The organism is Rhizobium grahamii CCGE 502, assembly GCF_000298315.2.
In the GTDB taxonomy this organism is placed as follows: Bacteria; Pseudomonadota; Alphaproteobacteria; order Rhizobiales; family Rhizobiaceae; genus Rhizobium; species Rhizobium grahamii.
This window is the reverse complement of the sequence record NZ_AEYE02000036.1, coordinates 241,390-264,780: the sequence shown is the minus strand read 5'-3', so window position 1 is coordinate 264,780 and position 23,391 is coordinate 241,390. Positions and strand designations below refer to the sequence as shown.

Sequence of the window (23,391 nt, the reverse complement as noted above, 5' to 3'; positions counted from 1 at the left end):
GACAGAGAAATCAAAACTGCGGTATGTCGATAGCAATCCACAGAGATCGAGTGCCGCAGAACTGAGCTACCGCATTGTTCATGCTCCGTTCGGCCTTAGCGTACGATTTCGGACTGCTCTTGTTCTGACCCCGTCTTGCGCAGCCGTCGCCGCATCGCCAGCCAACCGCCGGCCTGGGCCCTCAGTCCCGACGGCCTGCGCACCCTCCGCCGGGCGCAGGCTCGGCCTGGGCCCGGACCATCATTGGCAGACGGCGATGGGAGTGGAGCTGAGGAGATTAATGGCCAACTATCGGGGGGGGAGGGGGAGAGGGCGGCCGACACGACCGAGTTGGACTCCGAGTTCGCAGCGATCGACGCGGTGCTCGCCCGCTCCAACGCCGCGATCGAACAAGCAAGACGCCCCAGCCGTTCCGGCGCTCGCGACGTGGACAGCAAGGCACTGGTTTACGATCTCGACTGGGACGAGGATGCTCGGCTCGAGGAGTGGCGCGACGTCGTGCGGCAGGCGCACGACCTGCCGCCGGTGCTGGCAGCGATCGTCGCTCTCGATGCCTGGAACGAATTGTCGGTGTCGCAGCACGCCCCCTGGCTCGGCCGGTTGCTGGCCGCGACGATGCTGCGCCAGGTTGACATCTCAACCGGTGGCCACCTGGTGGCGGTCAATGTCGGCCTGAAAACCATCCCGGTCGATCGGCGCCGGCATCGCGATCGTGACACGCGGTTGCTGGCCATCGCCCAGGGATTGCTGGCCGCCGGCGAGATTGGGCTGAAGGAGCACGATCGGCTGGCGTTGGCGCGCACCATGATGGAGCGGAAAATCGTGGGGAGACGGACGTCGTCGAAGTTGCCGGAGCTCGTTGAGTTGGTGATGGCGAAGCCGTTGGTCTCGTCCGCCATGGTAGCGGAGACGCTCGGCGTCACGCAGCAGGCGGCGCGGCGGATCGTGGTGGAGCTCGGCCTGCGCGAGATGACCGGCAGGGGGAGGTTTCGGGCGTGGGGGATTTTGTAATCTTTTTCAAGACAACCGCTACTTTCCTGGACCCAACGCGCCATTCTACCATTTCTGCTCAAAGAGCGGTTCGAGGTGTCTGACACGATCCGGCAAAAATTGAGCGCAAGTCAGCCCCAGATACGACGCCGCACGTGTTGCTCCGACATACAGGTACTTGTCGAACAGCTCGGGTAAATTGGCTGCTAATGTGTCGACGCCCACGAAAAAGACGGCCTCGAACTCAAGCCCCTTGATATGTTCGACATTGAAGACGCGGACAGCGCCCTCTCGACCGCGGACTTGACCATCGGGGCAAGGGATGACGCGAATGTTATTATCCAGGAGAGCCTCTCCCAGAGCGTCAGCAATCGGGCGGACATCAGCTTCACTGTTGACCAGAACGGCAATGGACGGGAGTTCGCGAACGGCCTCCTCGATCTCGATGATCCGGTCTGCAAGCCAGCGTGACGTGTCCACCAGATCAACGATTCCGGTTCCCAGGACTGGCGATACGCCTTCGTTGTCGGCAAAGTCAGAAAGGGCAACTTCCGCGGCGTTGTCTCCACCGAGAGCGACCAGTTGGCGGGCCAGTGCGTGAAGTTTTTTGCTCTGGCGATAGGCGATTGAAACAGACCGGTTATCGATATCCGGCAACACCCATTTCATTTGCTCGAGCGACCGGGTCCCCCATGCCGTTACCCGCTGATTGAAGTCACCGCAAGCAAAGAACGAACGGCTCACGGGTCGGGCGAGCATCGACATGCAGGCAAGCTGTATGGGAGAAAAGTCCGTTGCCTCGTCAACGAGGACTTGGGTCCTGTAAAGGTCGCTCATGCGCGTCAGAATCCGTTGAGCTGGATTTTCCGGCGTATCAAGCCGTCGGGCTCGGCGCACGAGTTCGTCTGAACTGCGCATCATGGCGAGCAGGATGAGATCTGCTTCCAGGGGATGAAGGTCCGTCACTGCATGTCCGTCCGGAGCGAACCACAATCCCTCCGCCTGCCTGATGCGGCGAAAGCGGCGATAGCGTTGCGGGACACCGTCGACGTAGCGGCGCACCGGATTGACGAACCATCTGAGTGCGGATTGCACCACAAGACTTTCCCCGATGCGCTGCAAATCCGGGTCGGCCGGCATCCGGCCGGCAAGCCAATCGATAATGCGGCCGGTACGGCTGGCTTTCGGAACATTCCTTCGACGCGCGCGTGCTCGCGCCTGCGTCCGCAAGACCCGGAGATAGTGGTTCATCGCAGCCGCTCTGCCGACGCGCGGCTGGTTTGTCTCCTCTTCATCTTCGTCCTGATCATCCGCGTCGTCAGTCACATCGGACAAGCCTTCGATGAAGGCTCCAAAACTGTCGAGAAAGCCCCTATCCCGGTTAACCTGCAGGTTCAGGGACTTTTTCAATTCGGTGTCTGTGGCGGCCTTGCGCGCCTCCACCATGGCCCTGATGTCTTCGGCAATGGGAAGGAAACTGACAAATACCTGCGTGCTTTCGCTCCCTTGCGGACCGATGGCAGAAGAAAGTCGTGCCCCGACCTGGGCGACATCGGGCGCGGCCTGTTCGCTCAAAGCTGTTGCGGAACTGCGCATCTCATCCCAGAACGCTGCCCTTTGCCATTGGTCAAAATCCTCGAACCAGGCAATCGCATCATCCTGAGATCCCGGCCTCAATGTCAGCGCGTTGTCCTTCAAAACATAGCTACTTGAATTAGATGTCGAGCGGAGGATGGGGAAAGTGTTCCTCGCGAGTTCTTCGCGGTAGTCTGACCAGGTGCTGATGCGGTCGTCGGGCGCTGGGATTTCTTCTCGATTGAATGCCTCCTTGACGTAGAGTTTCAGGAGTTCAGTTGGGGTAAACATGATCCAGTCGCGAGCGTAATCATTTTCACGGCTCGGTGATGTCGCGCCAATGGCGCGGCGCTCGTCCTCTTCGAGGAACGCGGTATCAAGCTTTTGGCCGAGCCTTTTGATCAGGGTCGTTGTTTTGCCGGTTCCCGGAGCGCCCAGCAAAAGCAGCCTGCTGTTTAGCGGAAGGCGGAAAATTTCGTCTTGGTACTGGTCGAGCAACGGCTGGTCGCGCAGATCCATTCTGGTAATGACGCTTCGATGCAAGCCCGCGCGGATAATGGCGGCTGCATTTTCTTCTTCCAGCAAGGCGTCGAGCACACTCGCATCGACATCGGGCAGGATCCGCTCCAGCCACCGGCGGAACGATTCGATGCTCAGTGGACCATAGTCGCCCCCGGCGACAACGGCGTTATGCGCATCCCATTGGCCATCGACTACCCGTGGCTGGAAGCGGGCAAATTCCACGACTTCGACCGTAACGGGGCGGCCGTCTCTAAAAAGGGTATGATCCGAGCCGACAGGAAGGGAGGCGAGCCTACCTACCGGGGAGCGATAACTGGCAAGCTTTATACCCTTGTTTGTGAGGGGGACGGGGCTCGTGCGGCAGATGTAATAATCGGTGGTCGCACCGTCCTCATCGGTGACCCTTACCCGGGCAATGGCGGGTTCCTCGATCAGCAAACGATGAGTTTCTGCGTTCTCCTGGTCGATACGCCTGCGGTTTTGGTCAGCATTCGGATTGGTCCAGCTGTTATCGGCAATTTGGATAGATGGCGCACGTGCTGCTTCCAAATGGTCGCGAGCCGTACCGGATATCATTGCGAAGCTTTTGAGGCTTTCGTTTGCCACGGCTTCGATCTGCGCTTCATGCTCGCTCAAGCTTACCCCCCCAACCTCAGGGCAACCATGGCAATTCACCACGATGCCGGTAGTTATTCTGCGGCACTGTGCCCGCTATGTTAATGCTGTCCACTAAAAGTTGCGGCCGGACTCATGTTGCTGCTTGGAATCGCCTGCAGGTCAACACTAAAATGTCTAGCAACAGCGGGGGGAGAATCAAATTGGTCAATGCGGGTACACACCAAAATATTGCAGTGGACACGATCGAGCTCGATCGCTCAAACCCCCGAATCCGCAAGTTCCTTGAAATGTACGGAGACAATCCCTCACCCGAGGCGATCTACCTGGCGCTCGGAGCCGGTAACGAGGAAGAGCCAGGCAGTTCAAGCAGCACCACATTCGAAAAGCTGAAGCAATCTATCCTGACGAACGGCGGCATTATCCAGCCGGTGATCCTCAATCGCCGGGCCGATGGCACGCTTGTCTGCGTCGAAGGCAACACCAGGGTTGCGCTCTATAAAAGCTTTCTCGAAGATGGTGTCAAAGGCAGCTGGACGCATATTCCTTCGCTCGTTCATGACGAGATTGACGAGGCGTCCGTTCATGCGATCAGGCTTCAGATACATTTGGTGGGAACCCGACCATGGGATCCATATTCGAAGGCGAAATATCTCTACGAGCTGAGGACGCAGGAGCACCTTCCCTTCGCCACCATCGTTGATTATTGCGGCGGACGCCAATCTGAGGTGCTTGAGAGCATCAACGCCTACGCCGACATCGAAAAGTATTACCGCCCCGTAGTGGGGGAAGATGGGGAGTTCGACACAACACGCTTCAGCGGCTTTGTGGAGTTACAAAAAGCAGGGATAAAGCAGGCAATCAATCAAGCCGGCTTCGATTGTTTCGATTTTGCGCGGTGGATCCACGGCGGTAAATTGCACCCCTTGCAAAAGGTGCGCGTCTTGCCTCGCGTTTTGCGCAATGAAAAGGCCCGAGAAATATTCCTCAAGGACGGTATCAAGAAAGCGGAAGCTGTCCTTGAAAAGCCGGACCTGACGAAAACGCTGCAGGAGGCTCAGCTCGGACAGCTTGCTCGGGCACTGGTGACCCAGATTGCGGCTCTTCGCTACGATGAGCATCAGCGTATTGAAGCCGACCCCGGCGGTGAAACGGCTCAGGCGTTGATCGACGCTCAGGCGGAACTGAGCAAATTGATATCCAGCCTCAAACTGGGCTGATGTTATGGGTGAGACAGCCGTTCATGCCAGATTGGTCGATGCATTGATTGTTTATGCCGAAATCGAACTCGGCCAACAAAGCAACCTTTGCTTACGAAATGACGCCGTCCGACCGGTCAGAGGTGAACGGCCGCCAAGAATCAATGGCTACGTTCCTGATTTGTATGCCACGGATGTCCCAACAACGGCAACGCTGATTGGTGAGGCGAAGACGAAGGCCGATCTTGAGACCGACCATACACGCGTCCAAATCCAGGCCTTCCTCGACTATTTGTCGCAAACGCCGAATGGTATTTTTGTCTTGAGCGTGCCGCTGAGTGCGACGGCGACGGCACGGCGGCTGTTATCACAGCTTAAGGCGCCGTTCATGGACGCGCAGACCCGAACCGTTGTTATTGACCGTATGAGGGCTGTGGTTTGCTGAGGTCGCCATGCTGAGAATACAAAAAGCCGCGAGCCTTGACGCCAAACGCTCCGCCTTCCCGCATCAAATGGAGGCGTTTGCTGCCGTAAAAGATCTCCCATATGCCGCCGTTTTTCACGAACAGGGCCTGGGCAAGACGAAGATCGGTCTTGATCTCGCATTGTTTTGGCTTGCCAACGACGTAGCGGACTCCATTCTGATCGTCACCAAGAAGAGCCTCATCGAGAACTGGCGAAACGAAATTGCCGATCACAGCCATCTTCGCCCGCGAATATTGGGCCAAGACCGGAACGCAAATTTCTATGCGTTTAATAGTCCGGCCCGCCTCTATCTCATGCATTACGAAGTCATCGTTTCGGAGAGAAAGCGGCTGGAGCTGTTTTTAAAAACGCGTAAGGTCGCCGCAATATTCGATGAGGCCCACAAGATAAAGAACCCGGAAGCGGAGATCAGCCAGGCGGCGCATGTGCTCGCTCCTGGGTTTGTCCGCCGGGTTATCATGACGGGAACGCCTGTCGCAAACCGGCCATACGACTTATGGTCCCAGATCAAGTTTCTTGATCTGGGAAAAAGCCTTGGCGACGAATTCGCATCGTTCAAGCGGGACCTGGACCTAAGCAATGAGCTCCGCAACGACGATAGACGGGCCCAAGCCTTCGCAAACGAACTTGAGGCGGTCTTCGAGAAGGTTCGGCCGTTTTCAGTCAGAGAGACAAAAAAAACCGCAGGGCTAAAGCTGCCGGACAAAACGATAAGCAATCTGGAATGCGAACTCGAACCGCGGCAGGCGGAAATATATGCCCAGTTCCGCGATGAGCTCGCGGCAATCGTCGTGAGGCAGGGACGCCCGATTCTGGATGACGCCGAGGACATCCTCAAGCGTTTGCTGCGACTGGTCCAAGTCGCTTCCAATCCGGCGATGGTCGACCAGGCCTACAGGTCGGTGCCGGGCAAGATGCGTGCTCTCGATGAGCTCGTGACAAGCGCCATCGATGCTCGGGAAAAGATCGTTGTCTGGACCAATTTTACTGCGAATGCCGAGGCGCTGTATCACCACCTTGGAGAATTTGGAGCAGTATTGGTTCATGGCGGAATCGAGATTGCCAAACGCGAGGAAGCCTTGATTGCCTTCAAGACGGATCCTCAAACCAGAGTTCTAGTCGCAACGCCTGGTGCGGCGAAGGAAGGGCTGACACTTACCGTCGCCAATCATGCTGTGTTTTACGATCGCAGCTTCAGCCTCGACGATTATCTGCAGGCCCAGGACCGGATTCATCGGATTTCGCAGGATAAGCCATGCTTCGTGACCAATTTAATCGGCACGGATACGGTCGATGCCTGGGTCGACGCGCTTCTGTCCGCCAAGCATCTGGCCGCACAATTGGGGCAGGGCGACATCGACCGCGAGGAATATGATAAACGCGCAGACTATGCCTTCGCCGACATGATCCGCGAGGTGCTAAGGCTCAACACGCAGGAGGAAGAATGAACGCGATGGATAAACATCCGCTAAAGGCTGGCGAACCGATCCTAATACGCGGGGTTGAGGTGCCTGTCGAAACCGGATCTTTGCCGCAGAAGCATCTGCAGTTCTTCGTGGAAAATCCGCGTGTCTATTCCATCCTGCGATCCGATGGCGAAGAACCCAGCCAGGCCGACATCGAGCGCAAACTCCTTGATATGGACCATGTGAAAGCGTTGATCCAAGACATCAAGCGCGATGGAGGGTTGACAGATCCGGTTGTGGTGCGGGCCGGCACCCTGGAAGTGCTGGAAGGCAATAGCCGACTTGCAGCTTATCGAGCGCTCGCGAAAAACGATCCTGTAAAGTGGGGATATATGAAAGTGCGGCTGTTGCCGCAGGATATCGATGAGGCTTTGATCTTTGCCCTGTTAGGCCAATACCATATCAAAGGAAAGAAGGATTGGGCCCCCTTCGAACAAGCTGGCTTTCTTTACCGTCGCCATAAAACCCATGACGTCGATACTGGCAAGTTGGCAATAGAAATTGGCCTCTCAAAGCGCAAGGTCGAACATCTGATTGCCGTTTATCAATTCATGCTCGACCATGATGAAGCCGACACGGCGAAGTGGAGCTATTACGACGAATATTTGAAGTCCTCAAAAATCAGAAAGGCCCGCCTCGCAAATGTGGCTTTCGACAGCCTCGTTGTTGGAAAGATAAAGAGCGACGAGATTGCGAAGGCCGTCGATATCCGCGACCGCCTGCCAATCATCTGTTCGGCGCCGAAAGCATTGCAGAAGTTCGTCAATGGAACCGAAGGGTTCGAGGATGCCTTCGATCATGCCGTCGAAGCGGGCGCTGATAACACCCCCCTGAAGAAGATCACCAAATTTCGCAATTGGCTTGCCCTGCCCGAGACAGAATCAGCGCTCAACCACGCCCAGGATGAAACCCGCAAGAAAATCCTGTTTGAACTCGGCAAGCTTTCAGGGCGGGTTGATACACTGGTGCAGAAGTTGAACCCCAAGAAATAGCTGGACGACACATCTGCGTGTTCTTTCGCACTTGACTTGCTCGCTTGAAATGCAGAAACTGCAGCCACTGAATGCAGATTTTGCAGCTGAGGGGTGCGATGGCGGAATCAATTTGGCTCACCTGCTCGACTGGCGTCTCGGTCGACAGGCCGGTCCTCCTGGGATTTGCACCGGCAAAACTCCTGCATCGATACAGCTTTGCCGACGTGTTGAACGAAGACACAGGTCTTGGCTATCAGCGTCGCTTTAACTCGCAGCACAGCCAAGATTTCCGTCGCTACATTCGACAGACCGGCGCCTCAACGATCCCCCTCACTTTGAATCTGCGGCCCGACGAAAAGGGTTGGAAAGTCGAAAATGTCGGACCTGGACAGGCTCGGTTAGAGATCGCGCTGGACGCCGGCAAGATCATGGCGCAGGTCGATTGCCAACATAGACTCGGTTGTCTTGAGGATCTCGACATCCAGCTGCCGTTTATGTGCTACGTGGGGCTCAGTCTTAAAGAAGAGATGGAAGTCTTCAGTACCATCAACAGCAAGGCAAAAGGCCTGAGCAACAGTCTCCTGGACTTTCATGATGCACATCTGGCTGGAGACCTGGCGAAAGATCGCCCGGAAATCTTCATCGCTCTTCATCTGAACAATGACCCGGATTCGCCTTGGTGCCGACAGCTTGATCTCGGCGGAGAGAGCACTTCCGGGATGACCCGGCGTGCGTCGCTTCGGACTATGCAAAAGGCCATAAAGCGATTTCTCAACTCGACCCGGTCGCTCAAGACGCGCTCACCTGAAACCGTCACGCAGATCGTCGTGTCCTTCTGGCGTGCAGTTGCCGAGGTGCTTCCTGCCCAGTGGAGCACGCCGCGCAAGCACATCCTGACCAAGGGTGTCGGCGTATACGCGTTAATGGACATCGCCGCCGATCTTTACAACGAGGCCGAGGATGGGGCCAAGCTCGACCGTGGCTATTTCGTCAATCGCCTCGCTGACTTTGCCTATGATATCGACTGGTCAACGACCGGCCGCCTGAAAGGACTTGGCGGCGAGGGTGGGGTCAACGAGGCCGTCGAATATATCCGCGAAACCCGCAAGCGCTCTCATTTGAAAGTTGTCAGCAATGGCTAATAAGAAAATCCTGCTTATCGAGCCGGGCTACAAGAACAAATACCCGCCGCTTGGACTGATGAAGATTGCCCAATATCACGGCCCCCGGGGAAAGCGCGACAACGTCCGTTTCATCAAGGGTGAGGATCGTTCGGTCATGAACGAGGCCTGGGACCGCATTTACGTTACCACGCTGTTTTCCTTCGAATACCCCAAGATCTCTCAATCGATCGATTTCGCGCTGGAAGTGGCAAACGGCCAGGCCGATAAAGTCTTTGTCGGCGGAATCGCAGCATCTCTCATGCACGAGCGGTTCTTGGACGAGCGCCGCTGGCACGGCATTAGGTTTATCAAAGGACTGCTGTCGGACGCACCGGCGGTCTCTCTGCAGCTCGACGAATTTGCGGAAGAACTCTATTCCAGTGATACAAACGGCCGGCCGATTGAGGATCTCGTCCCGGATTATGATATCCTTTCTCAGATCGACTACCGTTATCCGGTACGGGATGCATATTTTGCCTATACGTCGCGCGGCTGCATTCGCAAATGCCATTTCTGTGGTGTGCCGAAGCTTGAAGGCATGCAACGTGATACGGAGTCGCTGACCGATCTGGTGCGTGCCATTGACGAGCATTATGGTCCGAAAAAGGATCTTATCCTTATGGACAACAATGTTGTCGCCTCGGCGCGATTCAAGGAAATTATTGCTGAAATCCGTGACCTCGGATTCGTTCCGGGAGCAAAGCTCATGAGACCGGGCGCCAAGGTTGCCGTTCAGCGCCGGGTCGACTTTAATCAGGGCGTTGATGCTCGGATCCTGTGCAAAGATCCGATGTATTTGCGCGAACTGGCGACCATTTGCCTCAAGCCGCTTCGCATCGCGTTCGATCATCTGGGCGTGAAAAAGCCCTACGAGCAGGCGGTGCGCTACGCCGCTGAATATGGGCTGACAGAGTTGTCGAACTACATGCTGTACAATTTCCATGACGGTCCGGAGGATTTGTTCGAGCGCATGCGTTTGAACGTGACCCTCAACGAAGAGCTTGGCATTCGTATCTGGTCGTTCCCGATGCGCTATCAGCCGACAAATCGCCCCAATCGTGGGCATATCGGTGAGAAGTGGTCGCGCTATCAACTGCGTTCAATGCAGATCGTGTTGCAGGCAACACACGGTATCGTCAGTGGCGCGCCGGACTTTTTCAAGCACGCGTTCGGCGACACGTTCGAGGACTATGCGCGCATCCTGATGATGCCGCACGATTTCATCTTCAATCGCACCTGGTACGAGCGATACGATCAGGATCACAAGCTCTACGAATTTCAGGCCGAGTTTAGTTCTCTCGATAATTATGAGCGGGCAGAGCTGATGGAGCTGTTGTCCTCCCGCGATCCGCGCGAGTTCGTCACGCTGAGTGATTTTGCGGCCAACGATAAAGTCCGGCGGATTTTGCGCTTCTATATTCCAGTCTCCAAGGATGAGCTGACTACCATTTGGGCGACGCAGAAGGAACTGGTTCGACTGGAAGCCATGTCGGACCTCGGGCTCGCCGAAGACGAGCGCGTGGAGGACGCCGGCTTGGACTATGAGGAAGAGAGCATCGCTATCACTGCAGAGCTCGCACCAAAGCAAAGGGCTGTTGCATGACGACGGAAGCCACCACACGATTGAACCGTTCGGCAATTCTTGCTGCGAAAGCTGATGGCCAGAGCGAACCTTTAGAGGAAATAACTATTGGTCGGGATGTGTTGGAACTGGTTTCCAGCGCTATGTACATCGACCCGATGACAATCTACCGCGAGTATGTACAAAACTCCGCAGACGCAATCGACGACGCGCGCAGCCGCGGATTAATTTCCGCCGAGGAGGCTGGAAAAGTTCTAATAACCATCGATCCAGTGACGCGGAGTATCCGCATCCGTGACAATGGATCGGGCCTTTCAAACGAAGAATTTTCCCGAAAAATGGCCGCGCTCGGCGCCAGCGGGAAGCGTGGGACAAACGCCAGAGGCTTTAGAGGCGTTGGACGCCTCGCCGGACTTGGCTACGCGCAAGAGCTGGTTTTTCGCTCACGCACGGCGTCGGATGATAGTGTGGCTGAACTGACATGGGATTGTAAGCGGCTAAAGGCGGCGCTACGCGAGGGTGATGGCGATATTCAAAGCCTGATACGATCCGTCGCGACTTTACGGAAGAAACCGAAAGCTGACTATCCGGACCGCTTCTTCGAAGTCGAATTGCGGGGTGTTGTTCGGCTGCGAAGTGACAAGTTGATGAGCCCTGCAGCTGTCGATGAGTATCTCGGCCAAGTCGCTCCCGTTCCATTCGCACCCGAGTTCCGATTCGGCTCAGAAATTCGTGACATCCTTGCTCCGGTGGTTGGGCTTGGGAATTTGGAAATTTGGATAGAGGGGAGCAAGCGGCAAATATTCCGACCACACCGCGACGTATTGACGCCAGCCGACCATCCTCCAATTCAATTCAATCGCCTATCCGTCAGTGAGATCTCGGCAATTGATGGTGAGCTTGCGGCCATCGTGTGGGTTCTCCACCATGACTATCAGGGCGCGTTGCCAAATGCCGTTGGGGTAAAGGGGTTGAGGCTGCGTGCCGGAAACGTCCAGATTGGCGAACATAACCTCCTCGAAGAGCTGTTTTCTGAAGTTCGGTTCAATGCTTGGGCTGTCGGTGAAATCCACGTCGTCGATCGGAAAATAGTTCCGAACGGGCGGCGCGACCATTTCGAGCAGAATGCCCACTATCATAACCTGACCAATCAGCTTGCGCCGATTGCTCGCGAGATTTCAAGGCTTTGCCGCACGAGCTCGATCAAGCGAAAATGGCTGCGAGACGTGGAGCTGCAACTCCAGTCCGTCCATCAGCTAACCGACGTTATTGTCCAGGGTACGATTAGCGATGAGGAGCGTGCACGGTTCGAAACGCGCGCCAACGACGGTATCGCGCGTGCGGAAAAAACGCTGAGCAGCGGTGTCCTCGATGACGAGGATGTTGTGGAAAAGTCTGCCGAACTCAGCGAGCTGCGTTCGAGATTAAGCACGGTGGCGGCAGAGGCGGGTACGCCGGTTGAGTTGCACCAGCTCGACGAACAGGAGCGCGCGATCTTTAAACGTTTCTGTGACCTCGTGTACCGATGCTCTACCAACACCGTCGTGGCCAAGTCGCTTGTCGACAAAATCCTACAGCAACTTTAAGCTCGATCGGGTGGTCCTTTCTAGAAATCGTCCGAGCCCAGCAGCTCGGACGCGATTTTGGCAACCTTTGAATAGGTTGGCGGATCGAGCTTTTCTCGAAAAGCTGCCATTAACTCGGAAATAATATCGAGCTGTGCTTGCTCTCGCACTTCGGAGAGGTCCACTTGCTGAGAGACCCCGAGATTTCGCACGGCACGGGTTTTGACATCGAGAAGTTTGTTCTCGAGCGAGCGCAGCTGTGAACTGGTTTCCAGATCAGCATGCCGCAGAGCCCGACCAACTTTGCGCTGCAGTTTATTCACGGCGTTCGAAAGCTCAATAACCTTGTCCGTGTCGGTGCCGGCAGCCGCAATCGACTTTCCTTTCTCTTCAATCTCTTTGGTGTTTCGCGCCAAGGTGCGGATGGATAGCTGTGCTCGCCTGGAAATGTCATAGGCCTGCCGACCCAAATCGGCGCAGAGGTCGGCCAACTCGCCCTGCATTTTCATCCAATTGTCGTCCTCCTCAAAGCCGTCACGACGAGCGTTCGGGATGACGAAAGTCGGGTCCACGAAAATTTCTCCCGCGTACCAGTCATTGAATCTGCCAAAGGATGCAGCCCCTTCAACGGAAGAGAATTGCTTTCCCATGAGTTCGGTGCCGTCAATCTGGATGTTTCGCATGCGCACGCGCATAGCCCGCACGCGGTCGTCTTTGTACACGCCTGGCTCTTTCTTCAAAGCAATCCAGGCCCACCACCGACGGCTAGGCGGATCAAAAATCCTGATGTCATAAATGGGAACATCGTCTTTCCCGACGGCTGCTTGGTTTCGGTAAGGTTTGCGAACGTCGGTCTCCTCGTCGCCGCGCTTGATCAATACTCGGACTTGATCGAGCAGAGATTTCTTGGTCGCATCCTTTTGCGAAGCTGAGGGGAAGCGGCGCTCCTCGCCAGCCTTTAGAATTTGCGCAGCAAAGCTAAAATCGTCGCGGTAACCCACCGGTGCAACCTGACCGACAAAGTCCGACATCAGCGAAGGGTCCAAGCACTCCTTCGGTGGATTGACCAGCCCTTCGAGCCTGACTTCAAAATAGTGTTCGCCTGGCTTGTGGCCGTCGCTCTGGCTGGCGGTGATGTTCTTTTCCAACAGCTCCGTAAGGGTGTACTTTGCCCCGTGCGACGGCGACATTTGTTGCCTGAGTTGTTTCGCATTGAACGTCACCGTTGTCTGGACAGTTTCGCCTTGAGCCTTCGTGACGAATTTGAGGCTGGTGCAGAAGACTATGCCTGCAAGCCTTCCGATGCCACGGAACCCGGCTTGGGACCGAAAATCCTTCAGCGATGCGCCAACCGAGGTCAGCACCGACACCGCCCTGGCGGAACCAATCCCCATCCCATTGTCGCGTATAACGAGCATCGAGTCAGACATGGTGATGTCGATGCGAGCCTCGCTTACCTGCGTAATTTTTTTCTCGATCGCCAATAGTAAGGAATCGAAGCTGTTTTGCAAATATTCTCGAATTGCGCTCTTTGAATCCCCGTACATTCCGATGGTGAGTGTCTCGAGGATGAAGCCACCGAAATAAGGATCAGCCTTTTTGGGGATCTCGGTTCCGATTTCTGGAGTTTCGGTCATAATCTTACTCATCGATCAAGAGTACGGTTTCCGACGGCGCTATCAGGCCTATCGTCGGGCTGAACTCGACCTCGCGGTCAAGCTCTGCGGTGTTTAGTAATTGCGCCACAGGAAATCCTAACAGCTGGCTCGCTCTCTCGGCGATGCTTCTCACCGTGGCGCTGCCCTGTCCGTCCAGTAAATGGGACAAAGTGAGTTCTTCCTCCGACTGCGCTGCGTCCAGTACTCCAAGGCCACCGATCTGTAGTCCAAAGATAGACGATCTGCCGCCAGACACGTCTTTCAGTTGCACCGTTACAGGGAGCGCAGGCTTTGCAGGGTCTGGTGAGTACATGGGCTTTTTGTGGAGTTTGCGAAATTTTCCTGTAATGACGGCAATTGGCTGGGCAGCGAACGGTCGGTCTTGAAGACCCAAAAGGGCTTGAAAGATGGGAGCGGACGGTGGCGCGCGTAAATCATCGCCATCGAAATAGGCGCCGGCTAGAAAGCCGAGGTAAAGGCACGTCGCGGTCCCGCTCGGTAGCTCATCTATCATCCCGAGGAGATCGGAGCAGTGAGCGACGGCCAGAGAATCGCCCGCTTGGCTTCTTGAAACCAAGGCTCGCGCCAGCCAAACCAAGGTGCCGGTGTCTGCAGCCTTAAACAGCTCCAGTTGCAGGAAATCGATTATGCCTCTTGATTCAGTATTGTCGTCCAGAACTGCCTTGACCAATGCGTTTCCAGGGGGATGCTCCAGCTTTCCGCTGGTGGTGAAGGCAAGGTTCAACTTAAGCGGAGCAACCAGGACATTGGGACCGTCTTTGAATAGCGTTACTGCACGGATGTCATCGTTCTTTCCGCGGGGCTCGCTTCCGACCGTCGCGACGGTTGCTTTAAAACCCTTGCGAACGTCTTTGTCAAACTCCGAGGGCTCGGGTAGTTCAACATCGACCGCAGCATTGAAGAAAGACTGGCAAGGAATTCCTGCCTTCTTGAAGTATGTAGCGAGATATACGGTATCGGTCAGAACAAGCTCTTCCACGCCGGCTGACGCGTGCGCTTCGAATAAAAGCATAGGGTGAGCGCGAGGGATGGGATTCCAACTTCTCTTCGCTGCAATGACTTCATCCTCGCGGTCAATCGTAGGCGCGGGCTGGGCACCCATCAACCAATCATTTTTGCGGTCGTTGCTGAGGATGATCACTGATTTTGCGCGGACATCTTTCGAATGCCGCAGGATCTCTCTCCAAAACTCGAGGTCACCAAAGCTGTTTGAGCCGACACCGTCGCGCTCTTTCTTTTTTTGATCCTTGAAGCCAGGGGGAATTCTCCCGGTATAACGGCTTTTTTCGAGAACCTCGATGTCATGCAGATTTTCGAAAACAGAGCCGCTTTGTACGCCATAATCGTTTATCATCTTAAAGACGTCGTTCACGTGAGACTGATAGTGCTCTGTGCTCCATTTGGATGCAAATCCGGCCAGTCGTTTGACGTCTATCAGTGTTTTTCGGACACTTGTATGAATTTCCGCCAGCGACCGATGCTCTCCCCGTACCGGCGTATCCAGGTACGGCCGTAAAGCGGCATAGGAATCATTCGCAGCGGTGCGAAGGTTACCCGCCACCACTTGCAACTGATTGGAAATTAATCCTGTGACGTGGTGGCGGAAATACTCATGAGCAGCCCAAACAGGAATGTGAATTCGGTTTCGACCCATTGCGTGCAGCCATGAGAGAAGCTCTGCGCGGCCGTCACTGGATACGCCGGTTAACCAGACGAGAAACGACGTGTCGAAGTAGATGTGCGTGTCGACGCGGTTTTGTAGAATTTGTAGGCGTGCAAAGTAGTCCTCGAAGGATTGCACATCAGTCGGGATAGTCAGCTTCGGCAAGGGTCGCTTGATTTCCTTTGCAGCGACAAACCTTTTATGCTGACCGCGCATACAAACTATCTTTCCAATTCGTGTTAGCTCACAGGCTCGCGTTGTAGCAAACCGGTTCCTAACACTCCATTACGAATACTGCCCTAGGTTGGTATTCGCCGCCGGTTGCTGGGCTAAGCGGCAACCTATTGCCTCCAAAATCGTTGCCCCTGGCAACGTGGCAACCGGGTCGATTGCCTTGACCGGGTTGGAAAAACTTGATGCGAATGTAGTCAATAAATAACGGGGTCGGCGGTTCGGATCCGTTCAAGGCGATGGACAGCGCTCGGTTATAAACCATGACAGGGTTGTGGCATTGGTCATTCAAATGCATTACTATGTCGCGGAATTTGGAGATGACGATGGCTGCAAATGCGCTTGTGCAAACCCGTATAGATGCCGAAGTTCGGGATCGTGCTTCCGCTGTTCTCGAAAGCATGGGCCTAACAGTATCTGACGCAGTTCGAATCTTACTTACCCGGACTGCTAACGAGGGAGCGCTCCCTCTAGAACTCCTCTCGGGCAGCGAAGCGCATGACGCTTGGTTTCGCACCAAAGTGCTTGAAGCGCTCAACGATACTCGGGTGGATATACCCGATAACGAGGTTGAGGCGCATTTCGCCGAGCGTCGAGCGGCGGCCCGGCTTAAAGCTGGTGCGATCAAGCCGTGAAGCTCACTTGGTCTGCGTTTGCGTTATCGGATCGCGACGCCATCTTCACTTACATTGAGGCCGATAATCCTGCCGCCGCCGTTTTAATCGACGAGCGGCTAGTTGCAGCATCACGTCGCTTGCTGGATTTTCCTGCTAGCGGCCGTGTGGGCAGAATTGCCGGTACACGCGAACTCGTCATTTACGGTACGCCTTACATCGCCGCATACGCCGTTACGGAAACCACAGTTCGAATTTTGCGCCCTACATGGCGCGCAGGAATGGCCAGAGACTCTCGCAACGAGTTGAAATCGGTTCGTCCCGTGGGGCCAAAAGTTCGTACACCTTCAAGACCTTCAACCTGGGTCAGAAAAACGCTTCGTCCGGATCGCTGAAGCAACGTGCAAGCGATCTGCTGCTTGCAGATCACGGTATCTATGTCCAGCCGATCAACTATCCGACCGTTTCTCGCGGAACAGAACGGCTGCGCATCACGCCTACACCTTATCACGGCGAAATACTGATCGAGGGTCTTGTTGAAGCCCTGGTCAATGTCTAAGGCGTCTCGGGTTGCCGCTCCGATATAACGCTGTTGCTGCAGAGTAGTGGTCCTTCGAAGAGCTCGGCCGACCTTTTCGTTCGTTGGCCCGATGGTAGTCGTTCAAGCTCGCGCGCGGCAATGCGGCGCTCAAGATCTCGATCGCGCAACATCAACAGAGGCACTATCCCTCGTTGGCGACGACTGTTGTAAGAGCACGGGCGCAGCGCGGAAATGGATTGGCGCCGAAATCAACGTACAAGGACTCGTTCGAAATCGGTCGATACGGCATTGGCGCGACGATGACCTCTCTATCTTTGTTGCCCCTTCCGCTCGACCTATTCTGCTTCAAGATGCTGCAGGAAATGGTGACCAGGAGCGTGAGGCACGAACTCGACAAATACTATCATTAGGCAGCATGTGTGTCGGGCACCGAAGTCAGGCTCGGCGTCCCATCGCAGGACGCCGAGCGTTGACCCGAGACAAGTTCGTTCATTCTTACGACGGCTTGACAGCCTTCGCTGCCGCCCAGAGCGAGCCGGGATTGACCCGGTTCGGATACAGGCACAGCATCTTCTCGTAGAATTCCATTACCGTCTTCGTGACGGGGATCGTTGCGGCGAAGTCCTGAAGGTATTGACGCGTTTCGGCGATGTGGCGCGTCGCCTCGCTGTGGCTCGACGGTGAGCTTGTGCGTCTCGAAGACCTCGTCCTCCACGACGCCGGCCAGGACGTCCGCGCCCCGACACATCAACTGACCATCGCCCGCGATGTGCTGCGCAGCCGCCGGCGCATCGCCAGCCAGCCTCAGGCCTGGGCCACCAGTCCCGACGGTCTCCGCACCCTCCTGCGGGCCTGGGTGTGGCCCGGACCATCATACGATGACGACAGCGCGAGCGACAGAGATGCGATTGCTCGCGAACCACGCGGGGGAGGGGAGGGGGAGAGTGGCGAAGAGGGTGACGTGAGTGTCTTCGCCGCCGTTGATGCGGTATTGGCGCGCTCGGCGGTCGCCATCGAGGACGCCAAGCGTCCTAGCCAGGAGGCAAGCAGTCGTGCCGCTAGCGGCCGCGACGCTAACAACAAGGCGCTGGTGTACGATCTCGACTGGGACGAGGATGCGCGGCTCGACGAATGGCGCGACGTCGTGGGGCAGGCGCAGGAGTTGCCGCCGGTGCTAGCGGCGATCGTCGCCCTCGATGCTTGGAACGAGCTGGCGGTGTCGCAGCACGCCCCTGGCCCCGCCGGCGGCTCGCCGCGGGGCTGTGCGCCAGGCTGGCATTGCCACCAGAGTCACACGTCCCGGTCCGATCTCGAAGGGAAGTACACCTACACCGCAAGCTTCGCTGACGAGGACATCAGATGACGGAATGCAGAGCCGGGATGCGGTGCCTTCAGGCGCGGCCCCTGGCCTCCGAGTTTTTCACGAAGCGTTCCCGCTCGATACTCAGTCTTGTAGACGCCGCGCTTCTGCAGTTCGGGAACAAGAAGCTCGACGGCGTCTTCAAAGCTGTCCGGCGTCACCGCATATGCGAGGTTAAAGCCATCGACGTCGGTTTCTTCGGCCCATTCCTGCATCAGGTCCGCGACTGTCGATGGGGATCCAACAAAAACTGGCCCAAAGCCGCCGATGCCGACCCAGTCCGCCATCTCCCGCACGGTCCATTCCTTGTCGGGGTCGATCGTCGTGAATGTTTCCACGGCAGACTGTACAGCATTGGTATAGCGATGACGCAGCACCTCGTCAGGGCCAAACTGGCCGAAGTCGATGCCGGTCCAGCCGGAGATCAAGGTCAACGCGCCTTCGAAGGATGCGTACTGACGGTATTCGTTGAACTTGCGCTGTGCTTCGGCATCTGTTTGACCGAGGACGACGGTCTGCAGATTGAAGGCGAGAATTTCCCGCGGGTTTCGGCCGGCAAGCGCGGCGGCTTGCCTGACATTGGCGACATAGCGTTTGAGCACGGCTTTCGACGGTGCAGCAACGAAAATGCACTCGGCATGCGCGCCGGCGAAGTCTTTGCCACGGCTGGAGGCGCCTGCTTGGTAAAGGACCGGCGTGCGCTGCGGAGACGGTTCACTCAGGTGAATCCCAGGAACCGTGAAATATTTGCCAGAATGCCGGATAGGGTGGACTTTTCGTGGGTCCGTAAAGATTCCTTTCTCACGGTCCCTCACGACGGCGTCATCCTCCCAGCTGCCTTCCCAAAGCTTGTAGCACACCTCAAGGTATTCTTCCGCGAGCTCGTAGCGATCATCATGATTGGTTTGAGCAGATTGGCCAATGTTGAGTGCACCGCTGTTGAGGTAAGAGGTGACGATGTTCCAGCCCACCCGCCCCTTGGTCAGGTGGTCGAGCGTCGAGATCCTGCGGGCGAAGGTATAAGGGTGCTCGAAGGAGAGCGAAGCGGTCAGACCGAAGCCGAGGTGTTCGGTCTCATAGGCCATGGTTGGAATGAGTTGCAGCGGGTCGTTAACTGGTACCTGAGCCGAATGGCGAAGCGCTGCATCGACATTGCCGTTCAGCACGTCGTAGACACCCAAAACATCGGCGATGAAGAGCCCGTCGAACTTGCCGCGCTCAAGAGTCTTGGCGAGGTGCACCCAGTAGTCGAGATCCTTGTAGGTCCACGATTTGTCGCGCGGGTGGCGCCAGAGACCGGGCGACTGGTGTCCGACGCAGTTCATGTCGAAGGCGTTCAGCCTGATTTCTCGGCTCATGTCATAGTTCCTGCATTGTCCGGGTTGCGTCGGCTCAGGTACCGACCGCTTTCCTGTTGATGAAGCTGAAGGCCAGCACTAAGAAGATGAGGCTGCCGGTGCCGACCTGCTGCCAGTAGAAATTCAGGCCGGTCAGAAGCAGACCATTGGCGACGACGCTGAGCAGCAGAACGCCGAGCACGGTGCCGGCGACATTCGGGCGGCCGAGCGGCGAGAAGGTCGTGCCGATGAAGGTGGCGCCGATTGCGTTGAGCAGGAAGGCGTTGCCTGAGGAGGGAATGTAGACCGTCACCGTTGACGTCAAGATGATCCCGGCGATTGCTGCGATGGTGCCGCAGGAGCATTTCGCCGGAACCCGTCGTGCTGCCGCTGAGGTAGGAGACGGAGAGGATGCCGGCGAGGCCGCCGCAGAGGCCGCTGGCGATGAATGCACCGGCGACCAGTCGCTCGAGGGGAAGGCCGGCGGCGCGGGCGGCATCTGGAAACTCACCGACCGCATAAAGCCGCAAGCCGATCGGCGTGTACTGGACGATAGCCGCAACAACGGCCGTAAAGCCGATCAGGATGTAGGCGAGGACAGGGATGCCGAAGCTGTCCGATGTCGAGATTGCTGTCAGCACGTCTGTCGACGCCGGCACAACAGTATTTTGCGTCAGGACCAGCTCCAGACCGGCGATGACGTTCATCACCGCAAGCGTCGCCAGGAGCGGCACGATGCCGGCAAGCACGACCGCCACCGCGTTGACGGCCCCGATGGCAAGGCCGGTGATGATCGCTCCGGCAGCAGCAGTTGCATCGCCGTAGCCGAGCTGAATCAGCGAGGCATAGACCGCAGCGCTCAGACCCATATTGGCCGCAAGGGACAGGTCGATGCCGCCGGTCACCACATTCGAGCCACCGGCGATCAGCACGATCGTCAGGCCGATGGCAAGGACGCCGGCGATGGCCGATTGGCCGAGGACATTGCCGATATTGCCGATGGTGAAGAAGTAAGGCGCCGTTAGCGAGAAGATGACGAGAATGAAGGCAAAGGCGAGCAGCGAGCCGAAGCGAAGTGCTGCTGCTGCGAGATTGCCTTTCGATCTCGGAGCACCGTCGCCGGCAATGGCGGGCAGGGAACCGAACTGAACATCAGCCGACATGACGCAATCCTTCCGAAGCGCCTGTCGATGCCGACAGCACTTCATCCGTTGTGGTCTCGGAGGAGACGAGTTCGCGAACGACACGTCCGCGGAAGAAGACAAGAATTCGATCGGTGATGCCCACGAGTTCGGGCAGATCAGAGGACAAGACGATGACGCCGGCACCGCGGGCGGCAAGTTCGCCGATCAGCGCGTAGATCTCGACCTTCGAGCCAATATCGACGCCGACGGTCGGCTCATCAAGGAGGTAGATCTCCGATCGCCGGCTCAGCCACTTGGCGATCGCGACCTTCTGCTGATTGCCGCCGGAAAGCGTGCGTACGGGTGCGTCTCGCCCGGCCGTCTTGATCTGCAGGCGCCGGATGAGATCGTCGGTGTCCGAGCGCTCGCGCTTCCGCTTCAGAAAGCCGAAGCGGGTGTATCGCGCAAGGCTCGACAACGTGATGTTCTCGGAGAGGCTGAGATCGAGCCCCACGCCATGGCCGCGCCGGTCCTCCGGGACCAATGCGACATCCTGGTCGACGGCCTCTATCGGATTGCGCAGCCGCGCTGGTTTGCCTGCCATCTCGATGCGGCCGGATGCTACCTGTTCCAGTCCGAAGAGCGTGCGGATCAGATCCTTAGCGCCGGATCCGAGGAGACCGGTGATGCCAAGCACCTCGCCACGGCGGAGCGTAAAATTCACATCATCGTAGCGGTTCGGTGCCGAGAGGTTTTCGACCTTGAGGATCTCCGCGCCCGGCTCGACATGCGATTTCGGGAACATCTCCGCGATATCCCGCTCGATCATCAGGCCGGCGATGGCTTTCGCGGAGGTTTCGGCTATTGGCAGCGAGGCGACGTCGAGCCCGTTGCGCAGCACCGTCACGTGGTCACAGTGTTCCTCGATTTCATTGAGATAATGAGAGATGTAGATGATGGTGACGCCGTCGTCGCGCAGGCGCCGGATCAGCCGGAAGAGCGTCTCAGCCTCACGCCGGACCAACGCTGCCGTCGGTTCGTCGAAGACCAGCACCTTCGGCTGATTGAGGAGAGCGCGGGTGATCTGCACGATCTGCCGTTCGGCCGTGGAAAGCTCACCGATCAATGCATCCTTCGGCAGCCGCAGGCCGAAATAGTTGAGAAGGGTTTCTTCGGCTCGCCGCTGCATGGCGCGGCGATCGAGAAACGGCGTTCCGGGAAGACGGGTCTCTCGGCCGAGGAAGAGCGCTTCCCCGACGGTGAAGGTCGGAACTAGCAGGCGGTCCTGATGGATGAAATGGATCCCAAGCTCTTCGCAGAGGTGTGGCGTCAGGCTTTCATAGTCTTGGCCCTCGACCTCGATGTGTCCTTCGTCCGGCCTGTGAAGGCCGGCAAGGATCTTGATGAGCGTGGATTTGCCGGCGCCGTTCTGACCGACGAGGCCATGAACGGTGCCGCGCCGAACGGCGAGCGATGCGCCTGCCAGCGCCTGCGCACCACCGAAGCGTTTTACGATGCGGTCAAAACGAATGATGTCGCTGCCGGGATCGGCGGTTTCAGCTGCGGTCATGGTGCGGCTCTTCAGAGAAGGGGATGCGATGCGGCCCAGCCGCATCGCGAGAGTGCAATCAGCCGATACCGAGCTTCTTGGTGATCTCGCCGACATTCTCCTTGTTTGCGAGGAGAGCCGGAACATAGGTTTCCCGCGGCAGGGTCTGGCCGGCCAGCAGCTTGGCGACGTTGCGGATCGCGACACGGCCGATCTCGGCCGGCTGCTGGGCTGCATCGGCGCCGGCTGGCGATTTCGGATCGGCAACGAGCTGCAGAACCTCCGGGCTGCCGTCTACGCCGTAGGTGCGGATCTCGTTGCGGCCGGCCGCAGCAATCGCCTGCGTTGCGCCGAGTTGCGGAATATCCCAGGCCGACCAGACGGCCTTGATCGAACCCTTTTCCGGATACTTGTTGAGGATCGCGGTAATCTGCGTAAACGCGTCCTGGACGGTGTTCGGGATGACGTCGCGCAACTCCGGCTGAATGATCTTCACCTTCGGGAAGTACTTGATGACGTTGACCAGCTGGTCATAGCGGATGGCGCACGGCGTTACGCCATAGAAGCCGTTGAAGACCACGATGTTGCCTTCGCCGCCGATGTCGGAGACGAGCTGCAGGGCAAGGTCCTTGCCGATGCCCCAGTTATCCGAGGTCGTGTTGTTGAGCGAGTTGGTCGAGCCGACATCGACAGTCAGTACGGGAATGCCGGCGTCGCGGGCCTTCTTGAGCCAAGGATCGATGACGCTGAGCGTACCCAGAATCTGTACGATGGCGTCCGGCTTCTGGGCCACCAGCGTCTGCAACTGCGCAATCAGCTTGCCGTCGTTACGGCCTGCGTCGACCGCAATCGGCTCACCGCCGAGCCGCTTCACTTCTTCGATCTGAGCGTTGTAGACCTGCAGGTCGAAGTAGTGGTCCGTTCCGGTGGCGCTGATCGCGACACGCTTTCCCTTGAGCGAGAGCCCATCGTCAGCGGCGGTGGCAGGCGCGGAGGCAAAGACGCCCGCGCCGGCAAACGTCGCGCCGGCGACTGCCGCGAGCTTCAGGATTTCACGGCGCCCCAGGCCGGATACAGTCGATTCACTCATTGAAATAGACCCTCTCGTTTCAATTAGTATATAAAATAGATAGATTTAACTTATTGAGGAGGAACA

At 57.1% G+C, this 23,391-nt stretch carries 16 protein-coding genes and 3 pseudogenes; 12 read left to right on the top strand and 7 right to left on the bottom strand.

All coding sequences use genetic code 11. The features are described 5' to 3' along the window. Positions 1-132: 132 nt before the first annotated feature. Positions 133-1,011, top strand: a pseudogene (locus RGCCGE502_RS31390) (RHE_PE00001 family protein); the annotation flags it as partial. 45 nt (positions 1,012-1,056) lie between these two features. Here RGCCGE502_RS31390 and RGCCGE502_RS31385 read toward each other — a convergent pair. Next, positions 1,057-3,723: an ATP-binding domain-containing protein gene (locus RGCCGE502_RS31385; RefSeq protein WP_016558261.1), complete on the bottom strand. Its 2,667-nt coding sequence runs from the start codon at positions 3,721-3,723 to the stop codon at positions 1,057-1,059. A 182-nt stretch (positions 3,724-3,905) separates the two neighbouring features. On the opposite strand from RGCCGE502_RS31385, the gene RGCCGE502_RS31380 reads away from it, so the two are divergent. From RGCCGE502_RS31380 to RGCCGE502_RS31350, 7 genes are all read left to right on the top strand, one after another. Beyond that, entirely contained in the window at positions 3,906-4,922 is a 1,017-nt protein-coding gene (locus RGCCGE502_RS31380) for a hypothetical protein (protein WP_016558260.1), read from the top strand. A gap of 4 nt (positions 4,923-4,926) precedes the next feature. After that, a complete protein-coding gene (locus RGCCGE502_RS31375; protein WP_016558259.1) occupies positions 4,927-5,346 on the top strand; it encodes a hypothetical protein in 420 nt (139 codons plus the stop codon). 7 nt (positions 5,347-5,353) lie between these two features. Further along, positions 5,354-6,835, top strand: coding sequence for a DEAD/DEAH box helicase (locus tag RGCCGE502_RS31370; protein ID WP_016558258.1), 1,482 nt, complete (start codon positions 5,354-5,356; stop codon positions 6,833-6,835). After that, positions 6,832-7,845 carry a ParB N-terminal domain-containing protein gene (locus RGCCGE502_RS31365; RefSeq protein WP_016558257.1) on the top strand — a complete coding sequence of 338 codons (1,014 nt, stop codon included), beginning with the start codon at positions 6,832-6,834 and terminating at the stop codon, positions 7,843-7,845. Before RGCCGE502_RS31370 ends, RGCCGE502_RS31365 begins: the two co-directional genes overlap by 4 nt. A gap of 71 nt (positions 7,846-7,916) precedes the next feature. Further along, on the top strand, positions 7,917-8,969 hold the full coding sequence (locus RGCCGE502_RS31360; protein ID WP_016558256.1) for a DGQHR domain-containing protein: 1,053 nt from the start codon (positions 7,917-7,919) through the stop codon (positions 8,967-8,969). Beyond that, positions 8,962-10,593, top strand: a complete 1,632-nt coding sequence (locus RGCCGE502_RS31355; RefSeq protein ID WP_016558255.1) for a radical SAM protein — start codon at positions 8,962-8,964, stop codon at positions 10,591-10,593. Before RGCCGE502_RS31360 ends, RGCCGE502_RS31355 begins: the two co-directional genes overlap by 8 nt. Then, on the top strand, positions 10,590-12,158 hold the full coding sequence (locus tag RGCCGE502_RS31350) for an ATP-binding protein (protein ID WP_016558254.1): 1,569 nt from the start codon (positions 10,590-10,592) through the stop codon (positions 12,156-12,158). Before RGCCGE502_RS31355 ends, RGCCGE502_RS31350 begins: the two co-directional genes overlap by 4 nt. A 20-nt stretch (positions 12,159-12,178) precedes the next feature. Here RGCCGE502_RS31350 and RGCCGE502_RS31345 read toward each other — a convergent pair whose 3' ends face one another. Together RGCCGE502_RS31345 and RGCCGE502_RS31340 are read right to left on the bottom strand one after the other, a co-directional pair. Next, complete coding sequence (locus RGCCGE502_RS31345; RefSeq protein ID WP_016558253.1) at positions 12,179-13,774, bottom strand: ATP-binding protein; 1,596 nt, start codon at positions 13,772-13,774, stop codon at positions 12,179-12,181. A gap of 4 nt (positions 13,775-13,778) precedes the next feature. After that, positions 13,779-15,695 carry a PIN-like domain-containing protein gene (locus RGCCGE502_RS31340; RefSeq protein ID WP_016558252.1) on the bottom strand — a complete coding sequence of 639 codons (1,917 nt, stop codon included), beginning with the start codon at positions 15,693-15,695 and terminating at the stop codon, positions 13,779-13,781. Positions 15,696-16,036: 341 nt separating this feature from the next. Between RGCCGE502_RS31340 and RGCCGE502_RS31335 the strand changes: the two genes are divergently transcribed. The 4 genes and pseudogenes from RGCCGE502_RS31335 to RGCCGE502_RS31325 all read left to right on the top strand — a co-directional run bounded on the left by RGCCGE502_RS31335 (position 16,037) and on the right by RGCCGE502_RS31325 (position 18,228). Continuing rightward, complete coding sequence (locus tag RGCCGE502_RS31335; protein ID WP_016558251.1) at positions 16,037-16,345, top strand: type II toxin-antitoxin system RelB/DinJ family antitoxin; 309 nt, start codon at positions 16,037-16,039, stop codon at positions 16,343-16,345. Next, positions 16,342-16,633, top strand: a pseudogene (locus RGCCGE502_RS36040) (type II toxin-antitoxin system RelE/ParE family toxin). The gene RGCCGE502_RS31335 and the pseudogene RGCCGE502_RS36040 overlap by 4 nt, the downstream one beginning before the upstream one ends. A gap of 88 nt (positions 16,634-16,721) precedes the next feature. Next, positions 16,722-16,930, top strand: a pseudogene (locus tag RGCCGE502_RS37625) (aminotransferase class I/II-fold pyridoxal phosphate-dependent enzyme); the annotation flags it as partial. A gap of 584 nt (positions 16,931-17,514) precedes the next feature. Next, entirely contained in the window at positions 17,515-18,228 is a 714-nt protein-coding gene (locus tag RGCCGE502_RS31325; protein WP_016558249.1) for a DUF1612 domain-containing protein, read from the top strand. On the opposite strand, the gene RGCCGE502_RS31320 is transcribed toward RGCCGE502_RS31325, so the two are convergent. From RGCCGE502_RS31320 to RGCCGE502_RS31305, 4 genes are read right to left on the bottom strand one after another with little or no spacing between them, the layout of a single operon-like run. Beyond that, entirely contained in the window at positions 18,192-19,583 is a 1,392-nt protein-coding gene (locus RGCCGE502_RS31320) for an LLM class flavin-dependent oxidoreductase (RefSeq protein WP_016558248.1), read from the bottom strand. The two genes, RGCCGE502_RS31325 and RGCCGE502_RS31320, sit on opposite strands and share 37 nt — an antisense overlap. Further along, positions 19,580-20,725 (bottom strand): ABC transporter permease, encoded by a 1,146-nt coding sequence (locus RGCCGE502_RS31315; protein ID WP_016558247.1) that lies wholly within the window; start codon positions 20,723-20,725, stop codon positions 19,580-19,582. Before RGCCGE502_RS31315 ends, RGCCGE502_RS31320 begins: the two co-directional genes overlap by 4 nt. Then, positions 20,715-22,256 carry a sugar ABC transporter ATP-binding protein gene (locus tag RGCCGE502_RS31310; RefSeq protein ID WP_016558246.1) on the bottom strand — a complete coding sequence of 514 codons (1,542 nt, stop codon included), beginning with the start codon at positions 22,254-22,256 and terminating at the stop codon, positions 20,715-20,717. Before RGCCGE502_RS31310 ends, RGCCGE502_RS31315 begins: the two co-directional genes overlap by 11 nt. A 58-nt stretch (positions 22,257-22,314) precedes the next feature. After that, entirely contained in the window at positions 22,315-23,325 is a 1,011-nt protein-coding gene (locus RGCCGE502_RS31305; protein WP_016558245.1) for a substrate-binding domain-containing protein, read from the bottom strand. Positions 23,326-23,391: the final 66 nt, after the last annotated feature.

Coding starts and splice junctions, on each gene's coding strand:
- RGCCGE502_RS31350 (WP_016558254.1), top strand. CDS start 10,590: ATGACGACGGAAGCCACCACACGATTGAACCGTTCGGCAATTCTTGCT.
- RGCCGE502_RS31365 (WP_016558257.1), top strand. CDS start 6,832: ATGAACGCGATGGATAAACATCCGCTAAAGGCTGGCGAACCGATCCTA.
- RGCCGE502_RS31360 (WP_016558256.1), top strand. CDS start 7,917: ATGCAGATTTTGCAGCTGAGGGGTGCGATGGCGGAATCAATTTGGCTC.
- RGCCGE502_RS31310 (WP_016558246.1), bottom strand. CDS start 22,256: ATGACCGCAGCTGAAACCGCCGATCCCGGCAGCGACATCATTCGTTTT.
- RGCCGE502_RS31335 (WP_016558251.1), top strand. CDS start 16,037: ATGGCTGCAAATGCGCTTGTGCAAACCCGTATAGATGCCGAAGTTCGG.
- RGCCGE502_RS31315 (WP_016558247.1), bottom strand. CDS start 20,725: ATGTCGGCTGATGTTCAGTTCGGTTCCCTGCCCGCCATTGCCGGCGAC.
- RGCCGE502_RS31320 (WP_016558248.1), bottom strand. CDS start 19,583: ATGAGCCGAGAAATCAGGCTGAACGCCTTCGACATGAACTGCGTCGGA.
- RGCCGE502_RS31325 (WP_016558249.1), top strand. CDS start 17,515: ATGTGGCGCGTCGCCTCGCTGTGGCTCGACGGTGAGCTTGTGCGTCTC.
- RGCCGE502_RS31345 (WP_016558253.1), bottom strand. CDS start 13,774: ATGACCGAAACTCCAGAAATCGGAACCGAGATCCCCAAAAAGGCTGAT.
- RGCCGE502_RS31355 (WP_016558255.1), top strand. CDS start 8,962: ATGGCTAATAAGAAAATCCTGCTTATCGAGCCGGGCTACAAGAACAAA.
- RGCCGE502_RS31370 (WP_016558258.1), top strand. CDS start 5,354: ATGCTGAGAATACAAAAAGCCGCGAGCCTTGACGCCAAACGCTCCGCC.
- RGCCGE502_RS31375 (WP_016558259.1), top strand. CDS start 4,927: ATGGGTGAGACAGCCGTTCATGCCAGATTGGTCGATGCATTGATTGTT.
- RGCCGE502_RS31340 (WP_016558252.1), bottom strand. CDS start 15,695: ATGCGCGGTCAGCATAAAAGGTTTGTCGCTGCAAAGGAAATCAAGCGA.
- RGCCGE502_RS31305 (WP_016558245.1), bottom strand. CDS start 23,325: ATGAGTGAATCGACTGTATCCGGCCTGGGGCGCCGTGAAATCCTGAAG.